The 13,901-nt window shown below is 61.0% G+C and carries 11 protein-coding genes; 8 read left to right on the top strand and 3 right to left on the bottom strand.

The features are described from left to right. Nucleotides 1–1,925, bottom strand: a 1,925-nt coding sequence (locus ROS217_RS08375; RefSeq protein WP_083781525.1) for a bifunctional 2',3'-cyclic-nucleotide 2'-phosphodiesterase/3'-nucleotidase, incomplete at its 3' end; no start/stop codon positions are given. Between the two features lie 230 nt (nucleotides 1,926–2,155). Here ROS217_RS08375 and nudC point away from each other — a divergent pair. Together nudC and ROS217_RS08365 are read left to right on the top strand one after the other, a co-directional pair. After that, nucleotides 2,156–3,127 (top strand): NAD(+) diphosphatase, encoded by a 972-nt coding sequence (gene nudC / locus ROS217_RS08370; protein ID WP_040651238.1) that lies wholly within the window; start codon nucleotides 2,156–2,158, stop codon nucleotides 3,125–3,127. Nucleotides 3,128–3,182: 55 nt separating this feature from the next. Beyond that, a complete protein-coding gene (locus ROS217_RS08365) occupies nucleotides 3,183–3,650 on the top strand; it encodes an SRPBCC family protein (RefSeq protein WP_009817277.1) in 468 nt (155 codons plus the stop codon). Between the two features lie 6 nt (nucleotides 3,651–3,656). Here ROS217_RS08365 and ROS217_RS08360 read toward each other — a convergent pair whose 3' ends face one another. Further along, a complete protein-coding gene (locus ROS217_RS08360) occupies nucleotides 3,657–4,499 on the bottom strand; it encodes a prephenate dehydratase (RefSeq protein ID WP_009817276.1) in 843 nt (280 codons plus the stop codon). Nucleotides 4,500–4,618: 119 nt separating this feature from the next. Here ROS217_RS08360 and ROS217_RS08355 point away from each other — a divergent pair, with 119 nt between their 5' ends. The 5 genes from ROS217_RS08355 to ROS217_RS08335 all read left to right on the top strand — a co-directional run bounded on the left by ROS217_RS08355 (nucleotide 4,619) and on the right by ROS217_RS08335 (nucleotide 11,660). After that, nucleotides 4,619–5,749: a c-type cytochrome gene (locus tag ROS217_RS08355; RefSeq protein WP_009817275.1), complete on the top strand. Its 1,131-nt coding sequence runs from the start codon at nucleotides 4,619–4,621 to the stop codon at nucleotides 5,747–5,749. Nucleotides 5,750–5,906: 157 nt separating this feature from the next. Continuing rightward, nucleotides 5,907–7,841: an extracellular solute-binding protein gene (locus ROS217_RS08350; RefSeq protein ID WP_254656391.1), complete on the top strand. Its 1,935-nt coding sequence runs from the start codon at nucleotides 5,907–5,909 to the stop codon at nucleotides 7,839–7,841. 18 nt (nucleotides 7,842–7,859) lie between these two features. After that, the gene (locus tag ROS217_RS08345) at nucleotides 7,860–8,954 is read left to right on the top strand and encodes a microcin C ABC transporter permease YejB (protein WP_009817273.1); all 1,095 of its coding nucleotides are present in this window, start codon (nucleotides 7,860–7,862) and stop codon (nucleotides 8,952–8,954) included. Between the two features lie 7 nt (nucleotides 8,955–8,961). Further along, the gene (locus ROS217_RS08340; RefSeq protein ID WP_040651237.1) at nucleotides 8,962–10,068 is read left to right on the top strand and encodes an ABC transporter permease; all 1,107 of its coding nucleotides are present in this window, start codon (nucleotides 8,962–8,964) and stop codon (nucleotides 10,066–10,068) included. Further along, complete coding sequence (locus tag ROS217_RS08335; RefSeq protein ID WP_009817270.1) at nucleotides 10,065–11,660, top strand: ABC transporter ATP-binding protein; 1,596 nt, start codon at nucleotides 10,065–10,067, stop codon at nucleotides 11,658–11,660. Before ROS217_RS08340 ends, ROS217_RS08335 begins: the two co-directional genes overlap by 4 nt. A gap of 4 nt (nucleotides 11,661–11,664) precedes the next feature. On the opposite strand, the gene hemN is transcribed toward ROS217_RS08335, so the two are convergent. Next, nucleotides 11,665–13,020 (bottom strand): oxygen-independent coproporphyrinogen III oxidase, encoded by a 1,356-nt coding sequence (gene hemN / locus ROS217_RS08330; protein ID WP_009817269.1) that lies wholly within the window; start codon nucleotides 13,018–13,020, stop codon nucleotides 11,665–11,667. A gap of 84 nt (nucleotides 13,021–13,104) precedes the next feature. On the opposite strand from hemN, the gene fnrL reads away from it, so the two are divergent. Next, on the top strand, nucleotides 13,105–13,851 hold the full coding sequence (fnrL, locus tag ROS217_RS08325; protein WP_009817268.1) for a transcriptional regulator FnrL: 747 nt from the start codon (nucleotides 13,105–13,107) through the stop codon (nucleotides 13,849–13,851). The last annotated feature ends 50 nt before the right edge of the window (nucleotides 13,852–13,901 follow it).

The following is a 13,901-nucleotide window of genomic DNA, read 5'->3' as shown; positions in this document are numbered from 1 at the left end:
GGTTCGAGATGTGCAAGAGTTGGCTGCTCTGTGGATAGAGGCAGGCTGAGGCGCAGAAATCCCGCGTGGGTGAGGCCAAGATCTGTGGCACCCATAGCGGTGATGTCCTCTGGATGGGCGCGCAAACCGGGGCCGGTTTCCACCGTCACGGTGGTTCCGGGTAGCGGAGCAAAGCGCCATGTGGGACGGGCATCGGGCGTGATATGCCGCCGCATCGCGATATGATCGGCCAGGAGATCACGCACCGGGCGGTTGTCCGAGTAGATCAATCCCTGTGCCGCGAGAGGGGCGAACGGTCCACCTCCGTGGGCGCGGTAGCTGTTTGTGGCGATGATGAAGAACGCGTCGTCCCGGAGAGGGTGGCCCGCATAGCGCAGATCCTGGATGCGCGTGGCGTCGGGATGGCTCTGCGCGCCGCTCATGGTGTAGCGGGCGGGTTGGCTGACGTCGATGGTATAGCTGAGCCCGTCTATCACGTCGAAATCATGCCCCGGAACCGCAGGGTCGAGGAGCGGCTGGTTTGACAGGCCGGGGATGATCTGATGATAGCAGATCGCGGCGCGTTCCAGCCAGTCGCGCAGGTCGGCCCCGGTCACGAGCAGACCGCAGAGCGTATTGGGGAAGCCGTAAAGATCGGCGACGTTGCACAGGCGCAGCGGGCCTGCGGCGATATCGGTGAAATGTGCGGGGCCACCCCGGCCACCGGTCTTGAATGGTGCCGTGGAGGACAAGAGTGGCAGGTCGGCATAGGGGCCGCCCGCAAGGGCAGACGCAAGCGTGTGGCGTTGTGCGTCATTCACCAGTTGCAAGGAGGGATCGTTGCGCAGCAGAGCAAGATAGCTATGGAGCGGCGCGTCGGTCTGGCCGATATCGCGCCCGGTGAGGGTCAGGGTCTGGGCATGCGCCGTTTCAAGCAGCGTGCAGAGCGCGGGGCAAGGGGCGGCGGCGGCGCTGGGCAGGAGTGTCGCTTGATGGGAGGTCACGCGCCAAGAACCGGCGGTGTCGCGGGTCAGCGTCAGATCAAGCTGGCCCAGATGGTCGCCGCGAAATCCAGCCATGAGGCAGGGTGTATCGTGCAGGGTGCCGCAAACGGTATCCACCCGGTCAATATCGCGATGCTCGGGACCTGGAAAGCTCTTGTGGCTGTGGCCTGCAAGCAGGGCGTCAATGCCGGGCAGGCGCGCGAGCGCCCGCGCGGCGTTTTCCATCATCGGGCGGTCAGGGCCTGGGTCGATGCCGGTATGGGCCAGCACGACCACAATGTCGACCCCGGCGGACCGCAGCGCAGGCAGCCAGGCGCGGGCGCTCTCGACCATGTCGCGCGCCTCGATCCGGGACGACAGGCGGGCGTGATCCCACGTCATGATTTGTGGTGGCACGAGGCCAAGAATGCCGACGCGCAGAGTGTGCACCTGCCCGGTCTCGTCGCGCATCTGTCGGGAGAGCAGGAGATAGGGCGGCAAAAGTGTGGTGTCCTCGGTCGGGATGTCGCCGCGCCGGGTGAGCACATTGCAGCAGGTCAGCGGAAAGCGGGCCTCTGCCAAGGTTTCCATGAGCCAATCGAGGCCAAAGTTGAATTCGTGATTGCCGAGCGTGCCCGCGTCATAGCCGATCTGGTTCATCGCGGCGATCACCGGGTGTGGGGTCTGCGCGCCGTGGTTCTGATGTGCGGTGAGATCCGTGAGCGGTGTGCCCTGGAGGAAGTCGCCGTTGTCGAACAACAGACAGTTGTCCGCGCCAGGTTCGGATCGGGCGTGGCGGATCAGCGTGGCAAGGCGCGCCAGACCCCACGGGCGGTCGGATCGGTTGGTGTAGTAGTCGAAGGGCAGGAGATGGCCGTGGACATCCGTTGTCTGCAAGAGCCGCAAGCGCAGGGGGGCGTCGCGGGACGGATGGCGGGGAACTTGAGTGGTAAACTCGGTCAAATTGTGAACGCTCTGCTGCCGGGTTCGTCGCCCAGCGTTATTTGATTTTGAACTCTATCCACTGGTTACAACTACATAATATGCCATGGGCTTGGGGAGCGTTGCATGTCGTATCATAGCGATCAATACACTATTAGTTGTAAAATGTGATTTACACACGTTTTCTGCCGCTTGGGGCTTGTTTTGCGACTGAGGGCATTGTGTAGAAGCGGCAGACAGGGGAGATGGGCATGCGGAACGCGGAGAGCGTGACATTCGGCGGATCGGGGCTTGATCGCGCGGATGAGATGCGCGGAGACGAGGCGGCGATTGCCGTGGCACTGGTCGAGGGTCGCGCACGGTCGATCGTGCTCTGGCGGGGGAAGCCGCTGTTGCGGGCAGACACGCTGGATGCGGTCATCGACCTTGCGCCGGATCACCCGGTTCTGGCGCGCTACAAGGTGCCGCCGATCCTCTTGGGGCGTGACGAGAGCGGCGACCTGATCCTTGCCCATGATATGTCCGCCTGGGTGCCGCCGGGGCTGGAACCTGATCAGCTCGATACGTTTCTTGACGCCAGCGAACAGGTGCATCCCGATCTGCCGGAGGGCACCGCCTTTGCCGAGTTGCGGCGCGTGATGACCCGGCTCAGCCCGCGCGATGCCGAACTGGCGGCCACCGCCAAGGCGGTGTTCGGCTGGCATCTGACGCACCGGTTCTGCGCGCGCTGCGGCAAGGAAAGCCGGATGATCCGGGCCGGGTGGCAGCGCGCTTGCGATCATTGTGGCGGGCAGCATTTTCCGCGCACTGATCCGGTGGTGATCATGTTGATAACGCGGGGCAATTCGGTCCTGATGGGTCGGTCTCCGGGTTGGCCCGAGGGGATGTATTCGCTCTTGGCCGGGTTCATCGAGCCGGGCGAGACCATCGAAGCGGCGGTGCGTCGTGAGGTCTGGGAAGAGGCCGGGATCGAGGTGGGGCGGGTCAGTTATCTGGCAAGCCAACCTTGGCCTTTCCCAGCCTCGTTGATGTTTGGCTGCCGGGGTGAGGCCCTGAGCGACGAGATCACCATTGATCCCAAAGAGATCGAGGACGCGCTCTGGATGAGCCGCGAGGATATTCTGGCGGCCTTTGCCGGAGAACATCCGTTCCTGTTGCCCGCGCGCAAGGGGGCGATTGCGCATTTCCTGCTCGAGAACTGGCTTGCCGACTGTCTGGATTGACGCGAGAATGGCACCGGGCACAAAGCGATAACAAAGGTCAAGGGGCAGTCTGGGGATGCAGTTTAGCGGTAAGGAAGATATCGAGGCCCCGATCGAGCGGGTGTTCGAGGAAATCACCGACTTTCAGGCATTCGAGCGGTCCGCCCTGCGGCGGGGCGCGGATGTCAAGCGGACGGACACATTGCGCGCGCCGGGCGTTGGCATGAGTTGGCATGCGGCGTTCAAGCTGCGCGGCAAGCAGCGCAAGGTTGATGTGAGCGTGGCCGACTACGATCCGCCGAACGGGATCACTCTTGGGTTGATGTCGGCGTCGATCGAGGGGCAGATGATTGCGGAACTGGTGGCGCTGTCGCGCGGCCGCACGCGGATGACCGTGACGCTGGTTCTGCAGCCGCGCAGTCTGGCGGCGCGGTTGATGATGCAATCGCTCCGGCTGGCGCGGGGCAACCTGACCAAGCGGTTCAAGGTTCGTCTGGCGGAATATGCGATGGACGTCGAAGAGCGTTACAAGCGGTCGGCCTGACGGAGATCACTCGGTGTCGTGCCTGCGCGGATCTGCGGGGTACACACCGAGAATTGTGATGTCCGATGTAAAGTAATCCAGCTCATCCAGAGCACGCGCAACGGATGGGTCATCGGGATGGCCTTCGATGTCGGCGTAGAATTGTGTCGCGGTGAACGACCCGCTGACCATATAGCTCTCGAGTTTGGTCATATTGACGCCGTTTGTGGCAAAGCCGCCCATCGCCTTGTAGAGCGCGGCGGGGATGTTGCGCACCTGAAAGACGAAGGTCGTCATCATCCCATCATCACCGCGTCGCGAGAAATCGGGCTCGCGCGCCATCACAAGAAAGCGGGTGGTGTTGTTGCCCTGATCTTCGATGTGCTGAGCAATCACGTCGAGACCGTAGATTTCGCCTGCCAGTTCGCTGGCCAGCGCCGCCAATTCCGGCTGTCCGGCCTCAGCGACATGGCGAGCGGAGCCTGCGGTATCGGCGCCGGTGATACGGTGGATGCCGTGTCGTTCCAGAAAAGCGCGGCATTGGCCCAAGAGCATGGTGTGGCTCATCGCGCTCTCGATTTCATCAAGGCGGACACCGGGCAGAGCCAATAGGTTGATATGCACCCGCACAAAGGCCTCGGCCACGATATGCAGTCCCGATTCGGGCAAGAGGTGGTGAATGTCGGCGACCCGGCCAAAGGTAGAGTTCTCGACCGGCAGCATGGCCAGATCGGCCTGCCCCTCGCGCACTGCTGCGATTGCGTCCTCAAAGGTGCGGCAGGGCAGCGCCTCCATGTTGGGATAGGTCTCGGCACAGGCCTGATGCGAGTAGGCGCCGGGCTCTCCCTGAAAGGCGATGCGGTTGGTCATCTGCGTTTTTCCGTGTTTTTGGCCCGGTCGGGCGTTTGGTCGCGGAAACTACACCTTGCGCGCCGGTAGGGGAAGCGGATAGATACGCGGCCAACGACGGATTAAATGGAAACGGGCCGATGTTCGACACAATGACAATGACAAAGACCGCTGGCGCACTGTGTGGTGCGCTGTTGGTGTTCCTTTTGGGCAATTGGGCGGCAGAGTCGATCTATTCGATGGGCGGCGGTCATGGCGAAGATCACGCACAGGGTTATGTGATTGACACAGGTGAAGACGAGGCCTCCGAAGAGGCTGCGGATGAAGGTCCGAGCATCGGCGAGTTGATGGCTGCGGCTGATCCGGCGAATGGCGAAGGGCTGTTTCGCAACTGTGCCGCCTGTCACGCGGTGGCGGATGGCGAGAACAAGGTTGGCCCGCATCTTTACGGCGTAGTTGGTCGGGACGTTGGATCGGTGGCAAGCTACGGGTCCTATTCGGGCAGCTTGACCGAAGTGGCGCAGGTCTGGACGCCGGTCGAGTTGAACGCGTTTCTTGAGAACCCCAAAAGCTACGCGCCCGGCACCACGATGGGCTATGCGGGGATGCGCAAGGCCGAGGATCGTGCTGACCTGATCGCCTATCTCGATCAGACCGATGGCACGACATTCGAGATGCCGGCGGAAGAAGCGGCGGCTGAGCCTGCGGCAGAGGAAGCAGCGGCTGAACCTGCGGCGGAAGAGGCGGCGGCTGAACCTGCGGCAGAGGAGGCAGCGGCTGAGCCTGCGGCGGACGAAGCAGCGGCTGAGCCTGCGGCGGAAGAAGCGGCGGCTGAGCCTGCGGCGGAGGAAGCAGCGGCTGAGCCTGCGGCGGAAGAAGCGGCGGCTGAACCGGCGGCGGAAGAAGCAGCGGCTGAGCCTGCGGCGGAAGCGGGCGCATCGGATTTCGCCGCGCTGGTTGCTGCGGCGGATGTCGCCGAGGGTGAGAAGCTGTTCCGCCGCTGTGGCGCCTGCCACAAACTGGAGGATGGCAAGAACGGAGCCGGTCCGCATCTCTTTGGGATTGTGGGCCGTGACATCGCCAACGTTGACGGGTTCAGCTATTCGGACGCGCTCAAGGGGCTGGATGGAGCTTGGACAGTAGACCAGCTGAGCGCGTGGATCGAAAACCCGCGCGCGTTTGCGCCGGGCAACCGGATGGGCTTTCCGGGTCTCAAGGATGAGCAGGATCGCGCCAACCTGATTGGCTATCTGCAAAGCTCTGGCAACTGAGCCGGGCCGCAGTTTCAAAAGGCCGCTGCCCTGCATGGGCGGCGGCCTTTTTCGTGGGCGCAAGACAGGATCGGCGCTTGAACAACGCGCCCCCCCTCCTTAGCTTGCCACAGACGGATCAAGCACCAGATAATGGGTGCGGCAGGAGGATGATGTGATGACCAGACAGCAAGCCCCGGCCAAGGCCCGGACATATTCAGGATTTTCGCGGACGCGCGCGCTGCTGGCCTTTGCGGGGCTGTCTATTGCGACCTTGATGGCGCAGGCGGTGTGGGCGCAGGATGAGATCATCACATCGCATGGGTATTCGTTCTATGGCGATCTGAAGTATCCGGCGGATTATCCGCATTTTGACTATGTGAACCCTGATGCCCCGAAGGGCGGTGAAATCTCGCTCTATGCGCCGGGGACATTTGATTCGATGAACCCCTATTCGCGCAAGGGACGTGCCGGGCAATTGTCCTGGATGGTCTATGAGAGCCTGTTGGGCGCATCCGAGGCGAGCGGCGAGCCGCTGCCGGGGGATAGCTATAACGAGGGCTACGGTCTCTTGGCGGAGCGGCTGGAGTATGACGCGGGCAAGACTTGGGTGATTTTCCACTTGCGGCCTGAGGCGCGGTTTTCCGATGGCACGCCTGTCACGGCGCATGACGTGGTGTTTTCGCACAATCTCTTTCTGGAGCAAGGGCTGAAATCCTATGCGGATGCGGTCAAGCGCCGGGTGCTGAGCGCCGAGGCGCTGGATGACACCCGCGTCAAGTTCACCTTTGCGGAGGGCATCTCGCGCCGGTCGCTGATTGATCAGGTGGGCGGCACGCCGGTGTTCCCGCGCAAGTGGTATGAGGAAACAGGCGCGCGGCTGGATGAGCCACGGCTGGAGGCGGCGCCGGGATCGGGCCCCTATCAGGTCAAGAGCTATGACGTGAACCGCAACATCGTCTATGAGCGCAACCCGGAGTATTGGGGGTGGCATTTGCCGATCAATGTGGGGCGGCATAATTTCGACCGTATCCGGATTGAATATTTCGCCGATGACAACGCCGCCTTTGAAGCGTTCAAGGCGGGAATTTACACGTTCCGTCCGGAGGGGAATTCCAAGACATGGGCTACGGGATACGATTTCCCGGCGGCGAATGCGGGCTATGTGGTCAAGGCAGAGCTGCCCGACGGCTTGCCGCCGACGCCGTCCGGTTTTGTGTTCAATCTGGGCCGCGAGACATTGCAGGACAAGCGCGTGCGACAGGCGATTGCGCTGGGGTTCAATTTTGAATGGACCAATGCATCGCTGCAATATGATCTCTTCAAACAGCGGCATTCCTTTGTGCAGGATACGCCGCTGGAGGCCAAGGGCGCGCCGGAAGGGGCGGAGCTAGAGCTATTGAAATCCTTGGGTGATCTGGTGCCTGAAGAGATGCTGACCGCACCTGCGGTGATGGCGCATAGCTCGGATGGTGAGCGTCTGAATGACCGGCGCAATCTCCGCACGGCGATGAGGCTCTTGGATGAGGCCGGTTGGGCCGTGGGCGATGATGGCAAGCGGCGCAATGCGGCGGGCGAGGTGTTGACCATCGAGATCCCGATTTCTGCCTCTGGCTCTGCCACGATGTCGGCGGTGGTCGAGAGTTTCGTGAGCAATCTGCAATTGATGGGCATTGACGCCAAGTTCGACAAGATCGACGCCGCGCAATACACGGCGCGCGAGCGGGATCGCGATTATGACCTGATCTTTGACAGCTATATCGCCTTTCTGGAGGCGGGCACGGGCCTGCATCAGCGCTATGGCAGCAAGGAAGCGGCGTTCAGCCTGTTCAATCCCGCAGGGCTGGCGAGCCCGATGGTCGACACGATCATCGACAAGGCTCTCGAGTCGGGGAGCAAGGAAGAGCAGGACGTGGCATTGACTGCGCTGGACCGGGCGTTGCGCTATGAGTTCTTTATGATCCCGACATGGTATCTGGACAAGAGTTGGGTGGCCTATTGGGATATGTATGACTATCCCGAGCCGCTGCCGCCCTATGCGACGGGCGTGCTGGATTTCTGGTGGTATGACGCCGACAAGGCGCAAGCGCTTAAAGACGCGGGCGCGCTGTGATCCTGAGGACCTGCTGAGATGGGAGCCTATATCCTGCGACGGCTGTTGCTGATCGTGCCCACGCTCTTTGGCATCATGGTCATCAATTTCGCGCTGGTGCAATTCGTGCCGGGCGGTCCGGTCGAGCAGATGATTGCCAATATGCAGGGTCAGGGCAATGTGTTCGAGAGCTTTTCCGGCTCTGGGTCGGACACCGGACAAGAGATGGTGGGGGCTGCCGGTGGCAATGACCAATACCTTGGCGCACGTGGTCTGCCGCCCGAGTTGATCAAGGAGTTGGAAGAGCAATTCGGGCTTGATAAGCCGCCGTTGGAGCGGTTCGTCAACATGATGTGGAATTACATGCGGTTCGATTTCGGCGAGAGTTATTTCCGCAAGATCGAGGTGCTGGATCTGGTTCTGGAGAAGATGCCCGTTTCTATCACTCTGGGCCTGTGGTCGACGCTCATTGCCTATATCGTGTCGATCCCGTTGGGGGTGGCCAAGGCGGTGCGCGATGGCACCAAGTTCGACACCTGGACCAGTGGTGTCATCATCGTGGCCTATGCGATTCCGGCGTTTCTCTTTGCGATCATGCTCTTGGTCCTGTTCGCCGGCGGCAGCTATTTCCAGATATTCCCGCTGCGCGGCCTGACGTCGGACAATTTCGAGCAACTGAGCCTCTTGGGCAAGATCGGCGATTACCTCTGGCATATTGCCTTGCCGGTCATTGCCTCGACGATTTCGGCCTTTGCCACGCTGACGCTGCTGACCAAGAACAGTTTTCTGGACGAGATCAAGAAACACTATGTGATGACCGCGCGCGCCAAGGGGTTGTCGGAGCGCAAGGTTCTCTATGGGCATGTGTTCCGCAATGCGATGCTGATCGTGATTGCAGGCTTTCCGGCGGTGTTTATCGGGGTGTTCTTTGGCGGCTCTGTTCTGATCGAGACAATTTTCAGCCTCGACGGATTGGGTCGGCTGGGGTTTGAGGCTGCCGTGGGGCGCGATTATCCGGTGATGTTCGGCACGCTGTTTCTGTTTGGTCTCATCGGACTTGTGGTCGGTATTCTGTCCGACCTGATGTATGTGCTGGTTGATCCGCGGATTGATTTCGAAAAGCGGGAGGGGTGAGACAGTGATCCGCCTCTCGCCGCTCAATCAACGCCGCTGGCGCAATTTCCGCCGCAATAACCGGGCGTATTGGTCGCTCATCCTCTTTTCGGTGATCTTTACCGTCACGCTCTTTGCCGAGTTTGTGGCCAATGACAAACCGATCCTCCTGCAATATCGCGGCGCGTATTACATGCCGATTTTCAGGTTCTATCCTGAAACGGCGTTTGGCGGCGATTTCGAGACCGAGGCGATTTACCGTGACCCTGAGGTGCGGTGTTTGATTGCGTCGGGCGGATTGGACATCTGTTTTGACGATCCCGAGGCGATCATTGCGGATGCCGAAGATGGCGTGGTTGAGGGCGAAGAGATTGCCAAGGGTTGGGCGATCTGGCCGCCCATTCCCTATAGCTATAACACCACAGTGGATCGGCCCGGTGCGGCACCGCTGCCGCCCAATGGGCAAAACCTGCTGGGCACTGATGACACCAAGCGCGATGTGCTGGCGCGGGTGATCTACGGGTTCCGGTTGTCGGTGCTGTTCACGCTGATCGTGACCGTGCTGTCGTCGGTGCTTGGTATCGCAGCGGGGGCGGTGCAGGGCTATTTCGGGGGACGCACTGATCTGATTTTCCAGCGGGTGATCGAGATCTGGTCGTCCACACCGCAGCTCTATGTGATCATCATCCTCTTTGCGATCCTGCCACGAAGTTTCTGGCTGTTGGTGGTGATCACGGTCCTCTTTGGCTGGATGGCTCTGGTCGGTGTGGTGCGGGCCGAATTCCTGCGGGCACGTAATCTGGAATATGTGCGCGCGGCCAAGGCGCTCGGCGTCTCGAACCTCACCATCATGTTCCGCCATATGCTGCCCAATGCGATGGTGGCGACGCTCACGATGCTGCCGTTTGTGATTACGGGCACGATTTCTCTGCTCGCGGGTCTTGATTTTCTTGGCTTTGGTTTGCCGTCCTCAGCGCCCAGCCTTGGCGAGTTGACGCTTCAGGCCAAGCAGAACCTGCAAGCGCCATGGCTGGCGTTCACCGCGTTCTTTGCCTTTGCCATCATGCTGTCGCTCCTCGTCTTTATCTTTGAGGGCGTGCGTGATGCTTTTGATCCCAGAAAGACCTTTGAATGAGTGTGTTAGAGGTCAAGGACCTGCGGATCAGTTTTCGGCAAGACGGGCTGGTGATTCCGGCGGTCAAAGGCGTGTCGTTCAGCCTTGATCGTGGGGAAACCGTGGCGATTGTGGGCGAGAGTGGCTCTGGCAAATCGGTTACGGCGCTCTCGACCGTGTCGCTGTTGGGATCGTCGGCAGAGGTCACGGGATCGGTGATCTACGATGGCCAAGAAATGATTGGCGCGGATGATCGGCGGTTGCGCAAGGTGCGCGGCAACGACATCAGCTTTATCTTTCAGGAACCTATGACATCGCTTAACCCGTTGCATACGTTGGAAAAGCAGTTGCGTGAGAGCCTGGAGTTGCACCAGGGGCTGACCGGTGTGACGGCCCAAACGCGCATCGTGGAATTGCTGGAGCGGGTGGGGATTCGCGAGGCGGCAAGCCGTCTGGGGGCCTATCCGCATCAGTTGTCCGGTGGACAGCGGCAGCGGGTGATGATCGCCATGGCGCTGGCCAACAAACCCGACATCCTGATTGCCGATGAGCCGACAACGGCGCTCGATGTGACCATTCAGGCGCAAATTCTGGAGCTTTTGGCGGAGTTGAAGCGCGAAGAAGGCATGGGTCTTTTGTTCATCACGCATGATCTGGGGATCGTGCAGCGCATCGCCGACCGGGTCTGTGTGATGAAGGATGGCGAGATTGTCGAGAGCGGGCCGGTGGCAGATGTCTTTGCCGCGCCGAAGCATGAGTACACCCGCAAGCTGCTCAGCGCACGGGCGGTGGGCCTTCCGGCTCCGGTGCCCAAGGGGGCGGAGGTGGTGGCTGAAACGCAGGATTTGCGGGTCTGGTTCCCGATCCAGAAGGGGTTTTTGAAACGCACCGTGGGGCATGTGAAGGCAGTCAATGCCGCCACGCTCAGCGTGCGGGCGGGCGAAACCTTGGGCATCGTCGGCGAGTCCGGCTCTGGCAAGACGACGCTGGCGCTGGCGATCATGCGGTTGATTGCCTCTGAAGGTGAGATCCGCTTTGTCGGGCAGGATGTGAACGGCTGGTCGACGCGAGAACTGCGCAAGCACCGCGCCAAGATGCAGATCGTGTTTCAGGACCCGTTCGGAAGTCTGAGCCCGCGCATGACTGCCGCGCAGATCATCGCCGAAGGTTTGGGCGTGCATGGCAATCCGGGGGGGCGACCGGCGCGCGTTTTGGTGGCCGAGGTGATGGAAGAGGTCGGGTTGAACCCCGCCACGATGGACCGCTACCCGCATGAATTCTCTGGCGGTCAGCGTCAGCGTATCGCGATTGCCCGCGCGATGATCCTGCGGCCCAAGCTGGTGGTGCTGGACGAGCCGACGAGTGCGCTCGACATGACCGTGCAGGTGCAGATCGTCGATCTCTTGCGCGATTTGCAGGTGAAATATGGGCTGGCCTATCTGTTTATCAGCCACGACCTGCATGTGGTGCGTGCCATGAGCCACCGGGTGCTGGTGATGAAGGATGGCGACGTGGTCGAGGCGGGCGAGGCCGAGGCGCTCTTTACCACGCCACAGACGGAATACGCCCGCAAATTGCTGGCGGCAGCCCTTGAAGGGCGCGCCGAAGTCTGACGCCTCAGATTGCCGAACTGTGCCCCTTCTCGTCCATCTCATAGGTGTCGAAGTGGCGCGCGATCATCCGTGTCAGGGGGCGTGCTTCGAGCGGGATCGCGAGGCCGGTGGCGTTGAGGGTCAGATGCCCCTCAAAGCGGCGATCCACGGCGGACAGCATCACCTGCAACTCTGCGGCCGGGATCTCGAACTCGCGGAAAATCTCGGCGCTATCAATGCGGAAATCGCACATCAGCATTTCGATCATCCGCGCGCGCAGTTTGTCCTCGGCGGAAAAGACATGGCCGCGCGATGTGGAAAACCGTCCCTCGCGGATGGCGCCGGTATGGGCACCGGTGGCGGGGGCGTTCTGGGCGTAGCCTTGTGGAAAGCGCGAGATCGAGGAAGCCCCAACGCCGATCAGCACTTCGGCGGTGTCATCGGTGTAGCCTTGGAAATTGCGGCGCAAGTGCCCTGATTTTTGCGCCACGCTCAGCCCGTCTGACTTGGTGGCGAAATGGTCGATGCCGATTTCGACGTAATTGTCCCATAGGAACAGGTGGCGCGCGGTTTCAAACAGGTCCAGCCGTTCCTGCGGTGTGGGCAGGGCATCCGAGGGGATCATTTGCTGCCGCTTGGCCATCCAAGGCACATGCGCATAGCCGTAAAGCGCCACACGGTCCGGGCTGAGGGACAAGAGTTTTTGCACGCTTTCGGTGATGCGTGCGCGATTCTGATGCGGCAGCCCGTAGAGGATATCGGCATTGAGGCTCTTGACGCCGCGCGCTCGAATCTCGTCCACCGCCCAGCGGGTAATGTCATAGCCCTGCATCCGACCGATGCTCTTTTGGATATGTTCGTCGAAATCCTGCACCCCGATCGAAGCGCGGTTCATGCCAGCGCGGGCGAGCGCATCAAGACGCGCGCCGTCAATTTCATTCGGGTCGATTTCGACCGAAAACTCTGTCGCGTCGGTAAAGGGGGCAATGTCGCGGATGGCGGCCGCCAATTCGGTCATCAGATCAGGAGAGAGCAGGGTCGGCGTGCCACCACCCCAATGCAGGCGCGACAGGCGCACGCCACGCGGCAGGCTGCGGCCTAGCATCGCGATCTCGGTCTTGAGTGTCTGAAGATAGGCAATGACGGGCGCGTCGGTCTGTGTGCCTTGGGTGCGGCACGCACAAAACCAGCAGAGCCGCCGACAGAACGGCACATGCACATAGAGGGACACCTCTGCGCCCTCTGGAATCGCCCTGATCCAACTGGTGAAATGATCTTGGCCCACGTCGCGGGTGAAGTGTGGCGCGGTCGGGTAACTGGTGTAGCGCGGCACTTTGGAGTCGAAGAGTCCAAGTTTGCCCAGTTGAGTTTTTGTGTCCATACGCATACGATGAAAATAAACGTATTGCCTTGCTTTGATTTAGATCAACCGGCACCTTTGGCCTCCCGAAAAAGTGAACGCCCAATGCTGAAAGAGAAAGCCTCGATCATACCTCACGAGTGCGGAGATTGTCCGATCCGCCATCGGGCGGTCTGCGCGCGCTGCGAATCGGATGAGTTGGAGCAGCTGGATCAGATCAAGTATTACCGCAGTTATGAGTCTGGTCAGACTCTGATCTGGTCGGGCGATACGATGGATTTTGTGGGATCGGTCGTTTCGGGCATCGCGACCTTGACCCAGACCATGGAGGACGGGCGCACGCAGATGGTCGGGTTGCTACTGCCGAGCGATTTCGTGGGCCGGCCGGGACGCGCCAGCGCGGCCTATGATGTGGTGGCCGTGACCGATATCGTCATGTGCTGCTTTCGCAAGAAGCCGTTTGAAGAAATGATGGCGCGCACGCCCCATATCGCACAGCGCCTGTTGGAAATGACGCTGGACGAGCTGGATGCGGCGCGTGAATGGATGCTGGTTCTGGGCCGCAAGACGGCACGCGAGAAAATCGCCTCGCTGATTGCAATCATCGCGCGGCGTGATGCCACGCTCAGCAAGAACGGGACACGCGGCCTGCTGGTGTTCGATCTGCCGCTGACGCGTGAGGCGATGGCGGATTATCTGGGCCTGACTTTGGAAACCGTGAGCCGTCAGGTGTCGGCACTCAAGAAAGACGGGGTGATCGAGCTTGAGGGCAAGCGCCGCGTCACCGTGCCGGATTTCAACCGCCTGCTGGAAGAGGCGGGCGATGACAGCGACGGCGGGATGCTGATCTGAGGTCGGACGTTATTTCCCGTGTCTTTATTTCAAGATAGATACCTTGGGGG

The organism is Roseovarius sp. 217 (genome assembly GCF_000152845.1).
Taxonomy (GTDB): domain Bacteria; phylum Pseudomonadota; class Alphaproteobacteria; order Rhodobacterales; family Rhodobacteraceae; genus Roseovarius.
The sequence above is the reverse complement of the archived record's forward strand: the minus strand, read 5'-3'. Positions and strand labels throughout refer to the sequence as shown.

What these genes read in the sequence shown, in the direction of transcription:
- nudC (WP_040651238.1), top strand. Translation starts at nt 2,156, where the DNA reads ATGCGGAACGCGGAGAGCGTGACATTCGGCGGATCGGGGCTTGATCGC.
- ROS217_RS08365 (WP_009817277.1), top strand. Translation starts at nt 3,183, where the DNA reads ATGCAGTTTAGCGGTAAGGAAGATATCGAGGCCCCGATCGAGCGGGTG.
- ROS217_RS08360 (WP_009817276.1), bottom strand. Translation starts at nt 4,499, where the DNA reads ATGACCAACCGCATCGCCTTTCAGGGAGAGCCCGGCGCCTACTCGCAT.
- ROS217_RS08355 (WP_009817275.1), top strand. Translation starts at nt 4,619, where the DNA reads ATGTTCGACACAATGACAATGACAAAGACCGCTGGCGCACTGTGTGGT.
- ROS217_RS08350 (WP_254656391.1), top strand. Translation starts at nt 5,907, where the DNA reads ATGACCAGACAGCAAGCCCCGGCCAAGGCCCGGACATATTCAGGATTT.
- ROS217_RS08345 (WP_009817273.1), top strand. Translation starts at nt 7,860, where the DNA reads ATGGGAGCCTATATCCTGCGACGGCTGTTGCTGATCGTGCCCACGCTC.
- ROS217_RS08335 (WP_009817270.1), top strand. Translation starts at nt 10,065, where the DNA reads ATGAGTGTGTTAGAGGTCAAGGACCTGCGGATCAGTTTTCGGCAAGAC.
- hemN (WP_009817269.1), bottom strand. Translation starts at nt 13,020, where the DNA reads ATGGACACAAAAACTCAACTGGGCAAACTTGGACTCTTCGACTCCAAA.
- fnrL (WP_009817268.1), top strand. Translation starts at nt 13,105, where the DNA reads ATGCTGAAAGAGAAAGCCTCGATCATACCTCACGAGTGCGGAGATTGT.